The 15,544-nt window shown below is 64.7% G+C and carries 14 protein-coding genes; 1 reads left to right on the forward strand and 13 read right to left on the reverse strand.

What is annotated here, in order from left to right; all coding sequences use genetic code 11:
- Nucleotides 1-27: 27 nt before the first annotated feature.
- The 13 genes from JYG32_RS06295 to JYG32_RS06355 all read right to left on the reverse strand — a co-directional run bounded on the left by JYG32_RS06295 (nt 28) and on the right by JYG32_RS06355 (nt 13,164).
- Entirely contained in the window at nt 28-1,419 is a 1,392-nt protein-coding gene (locus tag JYG32_RS06295) for a sigma 54-interacting transcriptional regulator (protein WP_213265004.1), read from the reverse strand.
- A 108-nt stretch (nt 1,420-1,527) separates the two neighbouring features.
- On the reverse strand, nt 1,528-3,468 hold the full coding sequence (locus JYG32_RS06300) for a pilus assembly protein TadG-related protein (protein WP_213265005.1): 1,941 nt from the start codon (nt 3,466-3,468) through the stop codon (nt 1,528-1,530).
- A gap of 101 nt (nt 3,469-3,569) precedes the next feature.
- Complete coding sequence (locus JYG32_RS06305; RefSeq protein WP_213265006.1) at nt 3,570-3,899, reverse strand: DUF3613 domain-containing protein; 330 nt, start codon at nt 3,897-3,899, stop codon at nt 3,570-3,572.
- A 20-nt stretch (nt 3,900-3,919) separates the two neighbouring features.
- Nucleotides 3,920-4,762, reverse strand: coding sequence for a tetratricopeptide repeat protein (locus JYG32_RS06310; RefSeq protein WP_213265007.1), 843 nt, complete (start codon nt 4,760-4,762; stop codon nt 3,920-3,922).
- Between the two features lie 18 nt (nt 4,763-4,780).
- Nucleotides 4,781-5,773, reverse strand: a complete 993-nt coding sequence (locus JYG32_RS06315) for a type II secretion system F family protein (RefSeq protein ID WP_213265008.1) — start codon at nt 5,771-5,773, stop codon at nt 4,781-4,783.
- A 4-nt stretch (nt 5,774-5,777) separates the two neighbouring features.
- The gene (locus JYG32_RS06320) at nt 5,778-6,776 is read right to left on the reverse strand and encodes a type II secretion system F family protein (RefSeq protein WP_213265009.1); all 999 of its coding nucleotides are present in this window, start codon (nt 6,774-6,776) and stop codon (nt 5,778-5,780) included.
- Nucleotides 6,769-8,139, reverse strand: coding sequence for a CpaF family protein (locus tag JYG32_RS06325; RefSeq protein WP_213265010.1), 1,371 nt, complete (start codon nt 8,137-8,139; stop codon nt 6,769-6,771). Before JYG32_RS06325 ends, JYG32_RS06320 begins: the two co-directional genes overlap by 8 nt.
- 3 nt (nt 8,140-8,142) lie before the next feature.
- Nucleotides 8,143-9,417: a fimbrial protein gene (locus tag JYG32_RS06330; RefSeq protein WP_213265011.1), complete on the reverse strand. Its 1,275-nt coding sequence runs from the start codon at nt 9,415-9,417 to the stop codon at nt 8,143-8,145.
- A 60-nt stretch (nt 9,418-9,477) separates the two neighbouring features.
- A complete protein-coding gene (locus JYG32_RS06335; protein ID WP_213265012.1) occupies nt 9,478-10,809 on the reverse strand; it encodes a type II and III secretion system protein family protein in 1,332 nt (443 codons plus the stop codon).
- 65 nt (nt 10,810-10,874) lie between these two features.
- The gene (gene cpaB / locus JYG32_RS06340; protein WP_213265013.1) at nt 10,875-11,804 is read right to left on the reverse strand and encodes a Flp pilus assembly protein CpaB; all 930 of its coding nucleotides are present in this window, start codon (nt 11,802-11,804) and stop codon (nt 10,875-10,877) included.
- A gap of 93 nt (nt 11,805-11,897) precedes the next feature.
- Nucleotides 11,898-12,344 carry a TadE/TadG family type IV pilus assembly protein gene (locus tag JYG32_RS06345; RefSeq protein ID WP_213265014.1) on the reverse strand — a complete coding sequence of 149 codons (447 nt, stop codon included), beginning with the start codon at nt 12,342-12,344 and terminating at the stop codon, nt 11,898-11,900.
- A complete protein-coding gene (locus tag JYG32_RS06350; protein WP_213265015.1) occupies nt 12,341-12,841 on the reverse strand; it encodes an A24 family peptidase in 501 nt (166 codons plus the stop codon). The genes JYG32_RS06345 and JYG32_RS06350 overlap by 4 nt, the downstream gene beginning before the upstream one ends.
- Before the next feature lie 116 nt (nt 12,842-12,957).
- A complete protein-coding gene (locus JYG32_RS06355) occupies nt 12,958-13,164 on the reverse strand; it encodes a Flp family type IVb pilin (RefSeq protein ID WP_213265016.1) in 207 nt (68 codons plus the stop codon).
- A gap of 677 nt (nt 13,165-13,841) precedes the next feature.
- Between JYG32_RS06355 and JYG32_RS06360 the strand changes: the two genes are divergently transcribed.
- Nucleotides 13,842-15,509: a collagen-like triple helix repeat-containing protein gene (locus JYG32_RS06360; protein ID WP_213265017.1), complete on the forward strand. Its 1,668-nt coding sequence runs from the start codon at nt 13,842-13,844 to the stop codon at nt 15,507-15,509.
- Nucleotides 15,510-15,544 lie beyond the last annotated feature (35 nt).

Genomic DNA, 15,544 nt, shown 5'->3' on the forward strand with positions numbered 1-15,544 from the left:
TAATTCAGCGCGATTTTATCTCATTAATTACTCGCTTTCGCGTGTCTCGGGCTCTTCGTCGAAGATCTGATATTTGCGCATTTTTTCCCACAATACCTTGCGGCTGATGCCGAGTTGCTGCGCCGTGTCCTGACGCCGCCAACCGTTTGCGTCGAGCGCCGCGATGACGCGGTGGCGCTCGTTCATGTCCCACTTGCTGCGATCGACGAAGACCTCGGCCGCACTCTCCGCCGGCACCGGCTGCGCCGAGTTGCGCGCGTGTGCAATCAGCCGCTGGAGACGCGCGGCGTCCCACCCGCCCGTCTGCCGCACCGTCACGCCGACACGCTCCGCGAGGTTGCGCAATTCGCGCACGTTGCCGGGAAAGTAGCTGTCCGCGACCGAATCCGTCAGCCAGTACGGCAGATCGGACAACTCGGCGAGCCGGTCCTCGCCGACGACCTGTGCGACGAACGACTTGAACAGCGCGATCTTGTCGACTGCGCCGCGTTCTTCCAGAGACGGAATGCTCAGCTCGATCACCGCGAGCCGGTAGTAGAGATCGGCACGGAACAGGCCGTCCTTCACGAGCTGCGGCAGCTTCTTGTTGCTCGCCGCGACCAGGCGGAAATCGACCTTGACCGACGTCGCCGCGCCGACACGCAGCACCGCGCCGTCCTCGAGCACGCGCAGCAGCTTGACCTGCTGGTACAGCGGCAGATCGCCGACTTCGTCGAGGAACAGCGTGCCGCCCGCCGCCTGTTCGAAATACCCTTTATGCGCAACAACCGCGCCCGTGAACGATCCTTTCGCATGGCCGAAGAACAGCGATTCGAACAGGCCGTCCGGAATCGCGCCGCAGTTCACCGGCACGAATTCGCCGTGCCGGTAGCGCGAATGCTTTTCGTGCAGCAGTTGCGCGATACGCTCCTTGCCGACGCCGGTTTCGCCGTGCAGCAGCACGTTGGTGTCGCAGTCGGCGAACGTATCGACTTCGTGCAGCAGCGCCTGCATCGATTCCGAGTGCGCGACGAGCTCGGACGGCTGTAACGTTTCGGCCGTGTGCGCACGCAGTTGCGTGACGAGCTTGCCGATCATGCCGCGCAGCTCGGCACACGTGAAGTCGAGCGGCAGGATGTGCGAATACTCGGGCGGATACTGCGACGAGTCGTGGTCGCGCGCCGCGCCGACCCAGACGACCGGCATGCCGATGTTGGCCTGCCAGTCGCGCAGGAACGCTGCGCCGGATTCGATCATCGACACGCTGATGATCGCCAGCGACGGCCGCAACGCGGCGCGCTCGGGCGAGATCTCCGCGTTGTCGGCGCGGATCACTTCGACGTCGAAGCTCGCCATGCACCGGGCGACACGGTCGACGATGTCCGCCTTGCCTTCCCAGACGTACAGGTCGAGCTCTTCGATTGCGGGCGTGGTTCTCATGATTCGGGTGCGGCTTCAGTAATTGACGAGTTGCTCGGCATTGCGGGTCAGTGACCGGTTGCGGGCGGCAGCAACGCCGCCTGCTTCGATAACGGAACGTTCAGGCATTCATTGAACAAGCATGGGATTGCCGCATTTGATCGAGTCCGGTGTGTTCGTGACATAGGCGTTCCCCAGGCTCAGGCCGAGCAGGCCCGTGACCGAGGTCAGGAGCGAATCGATCGGTTGCAGGAGTAATGGAACGAGCGTGGTTGCCAGCGCGGACAGAAGCGGCCCGGTCACGACGCTCAGTACGGGATTCACTATCACACCCAGCCACGAAAGCACGCCGCTGTTCGCTGTCAGTTGCAACTGCAGACCGCTGTTCAAGATACCTTGAACGGCGGGCGACAGGAACTGATCCGTTCCCGTGCTCAGCATGTACGGCGACGCCGGGCTCGGCGAAGCGGACGACCCGGGCCCGGGATACGTGAACACCAGTGGCGTCGGATTTTGATTGGCGACGGGAACCGTCAACTGTCCGGGCAACAGGTTGACGTTGATCGAGATATCGGTCAGGTCGACGATCCCGAACGTCAGGGCTTTGACCAACGTCGTCAGCCCCGAAACCAGACCGCCGAGGTTCAACAGATTGAGCAGGCTCTGCAGGTTGACGGACACCAGCGTAATCGGCGCAGCACTGCCATCGGGAACATAACCGCTGGGCGCATTGAGATTGATCGGCGTATTCGCCGCGCCGCCGATGTAGACGGCCACTACCCCGGTCTGCACGTTGACCTGCGCGCTTTTCGTACCGTCAGCGGTACAGGTGACGGACATCAGGCCGGCCGTCGCCGGCGCCACATAGGCGGTGATCGGCAATTGCACCGCTGCAAGCGGCGTCGCCGTGCCGGATGGGCAACTGCCCCCCGGAAAGACCAGCGAGCCGTTGGAGCACGTCGACAGCAGCGAGATCGACGTATTGAGGAACACGTTCCCCTGTGCGGTCGACGTATTGGTCGTGCAGTTGGTGGTCCCGCAGTTCGACGGCCCGGGCGGACCGCTCGCGGTGGACGGCGGATTCGCCCCCAGCTTGACGGAACCCGACACGGTCACGTTCAGTAACGGCGCGAGCAACGTGGGCGTCTGGACCGTAACACTGGGAATGCTGACCGAATTCGTGCCGTTTGCGAGCTGCAATGCCGTCGACAACAATCCGAGCGCATTGACGCTGGCATTGACGGCGGAACTTCCATTGGCCACCGTGGCGGAAACCAGCTGGTTGAGCGCGATCTGCGGGCCGCCGCACACGCTGTTGGAACAGAGTGCGACGACGATCGCGTTCAGAACGTTCACATTCGCCGCCGCCACGTTCTGCTGCGTCGCCGCCTGTAGCGCCGCGCTGGCCAGTTGGCCGAGCGTCACGGTGCCGCTCAGCACGGCCGTGCTTGAGCCGACCTGCAGATTGGCGAGAATGCCGGCCAGTTTCAGGTTGACTTGCGCGAGCCCCTGGTAATCGACGAGCTGGAGACTCAGTGGATTGGGCGTACCCAGCAGCGCCTGGAGCAACTGATTGGCCAGTCCGCCGTTCAACGTCGCCAGCGACGTGGTCAGCGTAAACGTATCGGTCGGCACGCTCTTCGCGACTGCCGACGCATCGATGGTTACCCCGCTACGAAAAATGCCCGAGACCGGCTCGGAAACCGTCACGCATACCGCGTTGACCGATTGACCATTGATCGTTCCGGGCGACAAGCCTGCGCATTGACCATTGGTTGCTGCGCCTGAAGTCGGCGTAAACAGCGGATTGCCGCCGCCCTGAGGCGCGGTCCAGACACCGCACGTCACGGAAACGGTCGAGTTGGCCGGCAGCGGATTCGCCGCCGGATTCGCGATTCGATTGGCGGCGGTCGTCGCGGCCGTGCAGGTCGAATCGGCAGTAATTTGCGGCACGGCCGAAAGCGCGGCCAGATCGGCAGCCGCCTGCATGCTGCGCCGTTCGGAATAGAAATGGCCGATGTCGATCGCACCCAGCATGATGAAGGCGACCGACACCCAGATCGCGGCCATGACCGCAATGGTGCCGCGCTGGCGCTGCCGCCGCCCCGGACAGTAGGCAGCGCGGCGCCGCCGCGCTACGTGTGATTGATCTGCGTGCATCGCCGTCCCGCTTACTGCATACCCTGACCACCGCCCGACATGCCGCTGGCGGAACCGAGCTGCGGGCTCATCGAATTCGGGATCTTGTTCTTGAACGAATCGAGATAGCGCTGGTAGACGAGTGACGCGACGTCGCCGAGCATCGGCTGCGTCGGCGCCGCCGCGCGATTGTCGCGTTGCATCGTGAGCCAGTCCTTTGTCGAGCGGCCGACGTCGGATGCGCCCGCTGTCATGGCATCTTGCCCGTATGCTGCGGCGGAACCGGCCATCATGCAGACGATCGCGGCCAGCACCGTGGCCCGGTGCGCGTGCACGCTTCGATGATTTTTGTTGTCGTTCATGTCGTTCCCCCGATGCCTGTTCATTGTGCAAACCGTTGCAGCAGCGGCACGGTCTGATCGTAGCCAAAGTTGTTCGCCATCGGCGTGATCGGCGCGGCGGTACCGCGCCGCGACACCACCGGCGGCGTCGCAACCGCGCGTTGCTGCGCGCGCGCTGCCGCCGTAATCTTCGCTGCGTCGCTGACGATGTCCTTGCGGATATCCGCCGGCAGGTGCTGCTGGTTCATCAACTTCTGCGCGTCCTGCGGGCGGCCTGCTGCAAACAGGTAAAGCACGAGGTTGCTGACGATTTTCGGATTGCGCTGATCCAGTTCGGCCGCCTTCATCAACGGCACGCGCGCGCCGACGACATCGCCGCTGCGCAGCTTCGCGTATGCGAGATCGGACAGCATCGACGCATCGGTCGGCGCCAGTTCCGACGCCTGCGTCAGCGTCTGCGCCGCGCGGTCAAAATCACCCGCCGCGCCCGCAAGCAGCCCTAGCCCGCGATAGCCGCGCGCGGCGAGCGGCGTCTTCAGCAACTGCGTATAGGCGGCCGCGCTCGCGGCCGGCTGGTCGGTCATCCGCAGCGCGTCCGCGCGCAGCAGGATTGACTCCGGCATGACACCGTATGTCTTGTCGTACGCGTCGATGTGCGCGAGCGACGCGTAATAGAGCCCCTGCGACTGCATCCGCTGGATCAGGCCGAGGTACATGCCAGGCGTATCCGGCACGGCCTGCTTCTGGTCGGCTGCCTGTATCAGCGCCGCACGCTCCGTCTGCGCGTTCACGCCATAACCACTATCCTTGGTCGCGCACGCGCCCAGCAGCAGCACCGCCGCTACCGCACCCGCCCGCGTCGCCATTCCGCCTGTCCGCTTCATCGTCTTTCCTTCCGTCCTTCAATGATGCGGCGACAACGCGTGCATCACCGCCAACATGCCCGGCCCGGCAGTCACGATCAACAGCGCGGGCAACAGCGTCAGCACCATCACACCGGTCATCTTCACGGTCAACCGGCCGATCCGCTCGCGCAGCATGGCCCGGCGCGTTTCGCGCAGCCGGTCCCCGAACTGCTTGAGCGGCTCCTGCACCGCGCCGCCATGCTTGTCGACCTGGATCATCAATCGCACGATCGCGCGCAAATCCTCGTTGTCGAATCCGCCGGACAGCCGCTGCAGCGACTGCTCGCGCGTGCGTCCCGCGGCGAACTGGCGCTGCGCGATTCCCACCTCCGACGACAGCACCGGCAACATCCCGCGAAAATCGTTCGTCACGACCTGCAGGCTCTGATCGAGCGACAGTCCGACGCCCTGCAGCAAGCGCAACATGTCGACGAGCAACGGCAGTTCGTCGACCACGCTCTGCCGCCGCGCCGCCGCACGGCGCTGCACATAGAGCTTCGGCAACATGAAGCCGAGCCCGAAAGCGACGAACATGCCGATCATCCAGATACCGCCCTTCATGCGTCCGCTCGCGAAGATCGCGAACAGCAGCGGCAGTCCGACCCCGCATGCGACCCGCGCGCTCAGGAACAGCCCGCGCGTGCGCGCGTCGACATAGCCGCATTGCTCGAGCAGGCGGCGATCCTCTTCCGCGACTACGTATTTTCCGAGCCCGGTATCGAGCCAGCGCACGCCCGCCGCCGACAGCCTGTCGAGAAAACGTTCGACGCGCTGCCCGCCACGTACGTCGGGTTTCGCAGACGCCTCGCCATCCGGCGCGGTTCGCGCTTTCGCTGCCTCGAGCGCGGCCATGCGCCGGTCCAGCGCATCGACCAGCGCGCGTTCGGCGCGCGTCGCGGCACTCGCGCGCAACATCGCAACCATGCCGAGCAGCAGTACCCCGAGCGCGCCCACCGCCAACGCAATCGCTCCAATTTGAGTCGCTGTCATAGCCTCACCTGAGCCGAGCCATTCGATACAGCCATACGCTACCGGCCAATTGCATCAGGAACGCGATCATGAGGAGCGATCGCCCACTCGGATCGTTCCACATCCCATGCAGATACTTCGGATTGGTCATCACGACAAAGCTGCCGATCGCGATCGGCAGCATGACGAGGACAAACGCCGACAGCCGCGTCTCCGACGACATCGCGGTCAATTCACGCTCGGCCTGCTCCAGATCGCGCATGAACACTGCCATCCGCTCAAGCATGACGTCCGCGCGACCACCGTATTTGACGGACAAGCGCAGCACCGAGCCTACGAGTTCGAACTCTTCGGTCCGGTAGATCTTTGCGATGTGCATCATTGCGCGATCGATCTCGATACCGCCGCGCAACATCCGCGACACGAGGTCGAGACAGCTGCGAAGCGGCTCCTCGGTCGTCAGCAGGGCGGACTGGAACGCCGCCGGCACGCTGTTGCCAAGCGTCACGAGACGCACTATCCCGTCGAGGAACGACGGGATCTGCCGGACGATCTTCAACCGCCGCCGCTGGATCCGCGACGCGAGCCAGACGCCGAGGATCGCGCTTCCGCAAGCGATCGCCGCAAAGCATGCCAGCGCACCGCCGCGGCTGCCCGCGATGAACGCAACCGCGACAAGCACCGCAAGCGCGACGAGCGTCTTGCCGCGGGCATCCTCGATCCCCGCGCGACTCGCGAGGTTCGCCAGATACTCGGATGCCGTCGCATACCAGTACGCCCAGAATGCGTCGGACGATACATTCCGTGCCGCACCGGGCTGCGGCACGGCACGCGCGGCACCAGTCGGCGCCGGCCGTGCCGCCTGCGCAGCGACACCGGCACGTGCACCGGGTTCGAGTCGACTGTCGATAAAGCGCTTCGCGTCATTCCGCACGCGCCGGGTCTCCGCGTGACGCCACAGCATCATCGCCGCCGCGACGCACAGCATCGCCATCGCCAGCACCCACACCATGGCGCTATACATTGAAGCCCCCGCCGCCGCGGCCGAACCCGCCACCACCGAACCCGCCGCCAAACCCGCCGTCGCCGAACCCGCCGCTCGTCAGCGTCTGGCGAAAGCGTGCGAGCTTCGGCGAATGCGGATGAATGCCCAGCGTTTCCCAGTTGTCGACCTCCTCGCCCTCCGCCGTCACGCGCGCTTCGTAGCGGTAAAGCTCCTGCGTCGCGATGATGTTGTCGGACAGCCCGGTAACTTCGGTGATCGACAGGATCCGCCGCCGCCCGTTCGACAGGCGCCCGATCTGCACGATGAAGTCGATCGCGTTCGCGATCTGCCGGCGCAGGCTCGACTCGGTGCCCTGGAAGCCCGCGAAGCCCGCCAGCATCTCGAGACGGTACAGGCACTCGCGCGGCGAACTCGCGTGCACGGTGCCCATCGAGCCGTCGTGACCGGTGTTCATCGCCTGCAGCATTTCCAGCACTTCGCCGCCGCGCACTTCGCCGACGATGATCCGGTCCGGGCGCATCCGCAGCGTATTGCGCAGCAGGTCGCGAATCGACACCACGCCGGTGCCGTCGAAGCCGCCCGGCCGGCTCTCGAGCCGCACGACGTGCGGGTGGTTCAGCGACAGTTCCGCCGTATCCTCGATCGTCACGACACGCTCGATCTCGGGAATGTGGAACGCGAGCGCGTTGAGCAGCGACGTCTTGCCGGAACTCGTACCGCCCGACACGAGAATGTTGCAGCGCGCCTCGACCGCCGCCTGGAGCAGCGTGTTGATTTCTTCGTTGAACGTCCCGTTGCCGAGCAGGTCGGACGGCTTCAGCGGATCCTTGCGGAATTTCCGGATCGATACGACCGGGCCGTCGATCGACAGCGGCTCGATCACGACGTTCACGCGGCCGCCATCGGGCAGCCGCGCATCGACCATCGGGTTCGACTCGTCGAGACGGCGGCCGATCGGCGCGAGGATGCGCCGCACGATCCGCAACAGGTGCGCGTTGTCGGCGAAGCGCACCGGCAATTTCGCGAGGATCCCGTGACGCGATACGTACACGTCGTTGTAGCCGTTGATCAGGATGTCCTCGACAGCCGGGTCCGCGAGCAGGTCCTCGATCGGCCCGAAGCCCGCGAGCTCCTTCGTCAGCGCCTCGGCGATCGTACGCACCTCATTCTCGTTGAGCGGAATGCGGCGCAGGCGCACGAAACTGTCGATCTCGAGATCGACGAACTGGTTGATCGCCTCGCGGGACCATCGGCCGAACTCGGCGCCCAGTTCTTCGATGCGCGTCAGCAAGTGCTCGTGCGCGGCATTCTTGATGTCATGGAATTGCTGCGTCTGGGAGAACGGCGCTGCGCCGTCGGCGAATTGAATGTCGTGTGCCATCGCTTACGACCGCTTGGACGAGGGTTGAATGAAACGCTTCAGCGCGGACAGGCCGGATGCCGGACGCGGTGCGGCCGACCTGACCGACACGCCTGGCAGCCTCGCGGCGAGCGACTCGAGCGCGCGCACGTACGGATCGCGCTCCGCCATATCGACGATGAGCCGGCCCTGGTTCGCCGCATGGCCGATCGCGACGCGGCGCGACGGCAAGGTACCGACCAGCGACAAGCCGAGGCGATCGGCAATCTGCGCGGGCGTCAGGTCGAGTGCAGGGTCGTACTGGTTGACGACGAGCCGGACGCGATCGGTATCGACGCCCGCGTCGCGCAGCCCGGTAAGCAGATCGGCTGCCGACACGATCGACGCGACGCCCTGATCGCAGACGAGCCACGCTTCGTCGGCCGAGCTCGTGATCTGGGCAACGAACTCGCGGTTCGAAAAGCCGCCGAGATCGACGACCTGCTGATCGAAGAACGCGCGAAACCGGTTCAGCAAACCGGCACACGACGCATACGAGACGTCGCGCAGTCCGCCGAGATCGGCCGGCAGCGTCGTCAATGCGACGCCGCTCTCATGCCGGGTCAGCGCGGTATTCACGAAGGTCCGGTCGATGCGGCGCAGGTTGTGAACCGCATCGATGAAATGGAATTCGCAGCGGGTATTCAGGAACAGCGCGCCATCGCCTGCCGGCAGCCCCAGGTCGACGAGTGCGGTCTGGCGACCGGCCGGTGTGCCGCCAATCGGCACGCCGCCCGCCCCCGGGCTCGCCGCGCGCTTCTGCAGCCATACGGCGAGATTCGCCGCGAGCGTGCTCACGCCCATGCCGGCGCGCGCACCAAGCAACGCGACGAGCTTGCCGTGGCGGCTCGCCGGCTCGGCGACGTTCGCAAGCAGCCCGCGCGTCGTGCGCAGCGCCTCCTCGGCCGGTGCCGACACGTCGATGAAATCGCGAACGCCGGCGCGCAATGCGGCGAGTGTGCTCTCCGGCTGTGCGAGCGAACCGAGCGCAACGATCGGCAACCCCGGATGCGTGGCGCGAACCGCGGCGGCGGCAATGCTCGCTGCCGTGCTGCCGTCCGAGAAATCGATGAAGACGAGCGCCGGATTGAGGCCCGTGATGCGCTGTGCAAGCACGCCCGGTTCGAGCGATGCGGCCTCGACCGCACCGGCCGACACGAGCGTATCGGCCAGCCAGCGGACATGCGCCTCCTGTTGCGATGCGCAAACGAAATAATCGGTCACGGCGGGTTCACACAATGACTGGATTCGCGCGTTCATGTTGAACACCCCCGATTACGCAAGGTGTGCCAAAGCACCGCGACACGCGATGCTTCGCACTCATTTCGAAAACCCCGGTGCAGCGTCCGGTGATGCGGCGCCGCCGAGATACGATTGCCAGACCGGCCCGTTGCGCTGTTCGGACAGCTCGCCCGGCGTTGCAGGCAGCACCGCACCCTTCGCGATTGGTGCGACGAGATGCGGCGTCACGATGATCAGCAGCTCTTTGTCATTCTGCTGATAGTTCATGTTCTTGAAGAACGTGCCGATGATCGGCAGATCGCCGAGCAACGGCACCTTGCTCACGTTCGACATCGTCTGGCGATCGATCAGACCGCCGATCACGAAGCTCTCGCCGTCACCGAGCTCGACTGTCGTATCCGCACGGCGGGTCGTGATGCCCGGTACTGCGACGCCGCTGATCGTCACGCTGTTCACGAAATCGAGCTGGCTCGACTCCGGCGCAACCTTCAGCGCGATCCGCTGAGGACTCAGCACCGTAGGTGTCAGCGAAAGCCCGACGCCGTACTGCTTCCACTGGATCGCAGTCGAGCCAAGCCCTTGCGGCGACGGCACCGGAATCTCGCCACCGGCAAGGAAGCTGGCGCTCTGGCCCGACAATGCGACGAGCGTCGGCTCCGCGAGCACGCGGGCGAGATTGTTGGCCTCGAGTAACGACAGGTCGGCGAAGATGCCGCGCCCGGCTGCGTTCACGACCAGGTTGAAGGCCGACGCTACGGGCGCACCGAGCGTCGGAATGTATCCGGCGGTACCGGGGCCCGATCCGCCGTTGTATGACTGAACACCGCCCGGCGAGAACGAGCCGAACGAGAACCCGTTGCTTTGCTTGAAGAAGTTGAAGCCAACCTGCTTGAGCACCGAGCGGCTGAATTCGACGACGCGCACATCGACCTGCACGACATTCTTGCCTGCGATCGTCGAGCGATCGATCACGGCGCCTTTCGCGCTCATGTTCTTGCCGACCGCGACTGCGCGGTCGTGCGCATCGAGCGATGCCGACGCTCCCTGCAGCACCGCCGTTCCGCCGTACGCATTCACGCGCGGCGTGGAACCGTCGAGCACCGCATGCGCGGACGCATCGACGACTTCGACATTCCAGACCGTCGGCTCGTCGCGGCCGCGCTCCCACAGCATCACGTTCGTCGCACCCGGCGCCTTCGCGATCAGCAGCACCGATCCGGAACGACTGCCCTTCATGATCAGCACGTCGGCGACCGCAGGATCGCCAACCGCGACGCGCTGCAGCGCGCGGCCGGCCGAAATCTGCCGTTGCGCGCCAACGGCGAGTTCGATCGTGCCGCTTGCGCTGGCAAGCGATGCAAATGTCATGGCCCAGATGGCAATCGCGAATGCAATCAGTGTGTTTTTCATTGTTCGTTGGACCGTCTGTCGGCCTTTTACCTGTCGTCGCTGATATCGATGACCGTCGATGTCTTTCAGTAAGCAACCGTTTCCGAGCGGCCGCCGCGAATCACCTCGATACCGCCGCCGCCACCGCTCGGCCGCACCGACGGCGGCAGGCGCGGCGGCAGCGGCGGCACGTTCACGTTGGCCACCGCGTTGCGCTGCGTCCCGGACAGTTGCTGCAGCGACACGCCGGCGGCCGCGAGCGCCGACGGCGACAGCTTGTTGTCCGTACGTACCGCAACCGTCTGCATGGCAAGCTCGTCGTCGCGCGAGTTGCGCAATGCAAGGGTCAATCGGCCGCTCGCCTCGCCGAGCGTCAACGCATCGACCTGCGCGGTCGGCACCGCAAGCACCGCGATGCGCACATTCGACGGCTGGCCGTTATTGCCGTTCGTGTTGTTGCCGCTGTCGCGCTCGGTCGTTGCATCACCGAACGACAGCACACGCACCTTCGACAACAGCAATCGTGCCTGCGTCTGCGAGATTTCCCCGTCGAACATCGACGAACTGCTCTCGCGCTTGAGGTTCAGGAACACGTCGACGAAATTGCCGGGCCGCAGCCGGTTACCGACCGCGTTGTTCTCGTCGACGCGAACCGCGATCGCGCGCTCGCCCGGCTGCACGTCCTCGGCAAGGCCCGACACCAATGCGCCCGAGACAACCGGCGACGAAGCCGGAATGTCCCGCGTCGGCACCCGGCCGACGAGCTCGCCCGGATTGTCGAACGCACCGACCGGCATCGGCGCGGTCGGTTGAACCTTCAACGCGTCGGCGGTAATCGGCTGACCCGCCGGCAACGTGCGCGTCGCGATCACGACCGGCACGGGATTTGCCGTCGCGATCTGCTGCGTTGGCACGGGAGCCGGCGAACTGCGCCCGAGCATCCACGCATAGATTCCGAGCAGAACAGCGATCGCAATCAGCAGCCCCGCGATGATCTTGGTTAGGTTGTTGGCCATGTTTTTGTATGGATGCCGGAATAAAAGTCCGAGTAGGTTTTTCCTGTTGCTCGATTCATGTGCTCGCGAACCTGTTGCGTCACGCTGCCCCTCTCATAGGATGGACTGCGGGATCTGCACGACTGCCGTACTCGTCAACGGTTGGGTGATGATGGCCCCAAGGAATGGCATGGTCGTGACCCACGCTTCCGGCGAGTAGCTCACCGTGACCGTCAGGCAATACAGCGTCGGCGGATTCGTCGTGTCGTAACTGCACTGCGGCGCAGCCACTTGCGGCGGGCTGATATTCAGCCAGCCCAGGACATTCTGTGCGGCAGTCGTTGCGTTCGTCACACGCGCGGCCAGGGTCGGCGCGTAATTCAAGCCCGCACGCGCGCCTTCGCTGGCCGCCAGCGTCAAGCTTTGCTGAATGACGAAGATCATCCCGAAACTGAGGATCGCGTAGAAAATCATGAAGAACAGCGGAAAAACGATTGCGAATTCGACCGCTGTCGCCCCGCGCTGCCTCCGGTATCCCAGTGGCTGCCTCAGTCGCTTCATCGCACGCCCCCCGTTTCAACCAGATAGGCAAGCCACGCGGCAGCCGGTATCGCCAGACATGCCGCATAGGGCGTCGCCCGATATTTGCCGAGCGCCAGCACAGGCTCGCCGCGGCGCCACAACGTGCCAGGCGACGTCCGCGACAACAGGATCAAGACAACTGCATGAATACCGGCCGCCAGGCTCGCGGCAACCCAGAGCCAGAGCAGCGCGTGCGCGCCACACCACACACCGAGCACGGCAAATGTCTTTACATCTGCCGCCCCCATCACGCGCAGCATGAAAAAGGGGAAAAGGCCGACCAGCCCGACCAGCATGCCGAGCATTGCCTGAGGCAGCGAGATTCCGAATGGATTCGCGTTAAAAATCGCGCCCCCGAACCCGACGATCAACCCCGCCAGGACGAGCGAATTCGAAATGCGCCGAAATCGGATATCACTGGCCGCGACAAACGTCACCCAAGCCAGGAATGCCCCGCTGAAAATAAGATATGCCATCGCGCAACTGCCCGCCGCAAATGTCGGTGCGAGCAGATTGCCGAGGCAATCTGCTCGCTACCGAACCAAAACGACTTTCACGAAGTAATGAGGTCGTTCCAATTATTTACGGTAGGTCAGCCCCAGATGGTAGCGGCCGAACAGGCGGCAGCCGTGCGCGTAGTCACGCAAGTGCCGAGATTGGTGAACATGGTCCCGAGACTGCCGCCGATCGACGTCACACCGGCGACGATCGCGACAGCGATCAGCCCCGCAATCAGACCATACTCGATCGCGGTAACCCCGTCTTCTTCCCGAAGGAAGCGAATCAACATTGCTTTCATTTTATTCCTCGTGCCTGTATTTACGTTTTTTGGCCTTTTATACGTATACGTCCCCGCATATTGGCCCTTGCCCCGCGTCGTTCGCCACATCTTCTGCAACGACAACCGGGTGCGCTTTCTTTATAGGTCGCCCCGAAGGGCATGTCTCACGATTTGATGCAAGTTAACATTCGCGATAGCGACCCTCCTCGAACGTTGTGTACCGAACCGTACATTTGCTTACATCTGCTCCGGATTCTATATCCGATCCCATTTAACTTCCAACCTCTTTTACCGACCCGGATCGAAAAAAATGACCAGGAGCACGACGTATTTGTACGGCGTTTCGGTACGTCTTACACATAGGATTTACGATAGGTTAGATGTGCACACCTAAATCCACCAGTAAAACAATTGCCTCGTCCACCAAGCCTGCGCGGGCGCCACGTTACGCCGCACGCGTAACGCCAATGTTGTGACGTTACGTTACGAAACGGCCGAAACCGTTCTCATTCGTCCGCACTTAAACAGATTCAACAATCTTTCAATCTCCATAACTTCCTTTTCCGACAAGGAATTGCCTCGTTTAAAACCTGTTGCCGAACCGTCGGGCATCGAAATGGCACGACAGTTGCAGAGTAGTCCTCGCACCACTCAACACAACGCAGTTCACAACACATTTTTAATGCGAGGACAAAATGGACATTAAGGTTATCCCTCATGGCGTGTTCCGGACGACTCTGATCGCGGCCACCGTTGCAGCCATGCTTTCCCTCTCCGCGTGCGGCGGCTCCGGTTCCATCAGCCAGGGCCTCGGCGGTGGCTCGAGCTCGGGCGGTGGCGAGTCGCTCTCTACGTCGGGCGACGGTACCTCCGGCAGCACGTCGGGTTCGACGAGCGGCGGCACGTCGGGCAGCACCAGCGGCTCGACCAGCGGCAGCACGAGTGGTTCGACGAGCGGCAGCACCAGCGGCTCGACGAGTGGAACGACCAGCGGCACGAGCGGCACCTCGGGTGTGTCGTCGAACGCGGTGGGAACTGTCCTCGCAAACAGCAGCAATCTCGTCACGGGTGTCGGCGGAACCGTCTCGGGTCTCGGCTCCGTCATCGCCAGCCAGTCGCTGCCGGGCGTCAACCCGGCCACCACGCAAGCCGCGGGCGGCATCGTGCAAAACGTCGGCGGCGCGGTGACCGCACTCGGCAACGGCCTTGGCAACGGTCTCGGCCAGCTCGGCGCAACGAAGGACCCGATCGGCACGACGGTCGCCAGCACGGGCGGCGTGGTCAACCAGCTCGGCGGCGCGGTCACGCAGACCGGCAACCTGGTCACGAGCCTCGGCAGCGGCCCGCTGTCGCCGCTCGCACCGGTCACGGGCGCCGTCGGCGGCCTCGTGTCGACGCTCGGCGGCGCTGTGTCGAACGGCGGCACCACCCTCACGAACGCACTGTCGACCGGCCCGATCCAGCAAGTCACGCAGACGGTCAGCTCGGCCATCACGCCGATCACGACGATGGTCGGCCAGACGACCCAGACGATCGGCACGACGACCGGCCTCGGCGCCCCCGCCAACACACTGCTCGGCACCGTCGGCAATGGCCTGAACCAGGCCGGCGCGCTCCTTGCGTCGACAGGCGGCAACCCCGTCACGACGGGCCTCGGCAACACCGTCTCGACGACGGGCAATACCGTGAAGGCCGTCGGCGGCCTGCTCACGGGCGGCACCGGCGGCGTAACCAACCCGCTCGCACCGCTCACGGGCCTCGTCTCCACGGTCACCGGCGCACTCGGTGGCGCAACGGGCGGCGGCAGCGGCCCGCTCGCCCCGGTCACCGGCCTCGTCTCCACGGTCACCGGCGCACTCGGCGGCGCAACGGGTGGCGGCAGCGGCCCGCTCGCGCCGGTCACCGGCCTCGTCTCGACGGTCACCGGCGCACTCGGCGGCGCAACGGGCGGCAGCAGCGGCCCGCTCGCTCCGGTCACCGGCCTCGTCTCCACGGTCACCGGCGCACTCGGCGGCGCAACGGGCGGCAGCAGCAGCCCGCTCGCGCCGGTCACCGGCCTCGTCTCCACAGTCACCGGCGCACTCGGCGGTGCAACGGGCGGTACGAGCGGCAGCCCGCTCGCGCCGGTCACGGGTCTCCTCGGTGCAGTCACGGGCGCACTCGGCGGCGCGACGAGCGGTGCCGGCGGCAGCAGCCCGCTCGCTCCGGTGACGAATGCCGTGTCCACGGTCACCAGCACAGTCGGCGTACCGGCACTGAGCGGCGGCACGGGTGCCGTCACGAACTCGGGTTCGTCGTCGAATCCGCTCGCGCCTGTCACGTCGCTGATCGGCGGCCTGCTCGGCGGCACGCACGGCAAGTAAGCCGATATCCACTCATCCAAAAGACAGCGAGGAGT

Source organism: Burkholderia pyrrocinia (assembly GCF_018417535.1).
GTDB lineage: Bacteria > Pseudomonadota > Gammaproteobacteria > Burkholderiales > Burkholderiaceae > Burkholderia > Burkholderia pyrrocinia_E.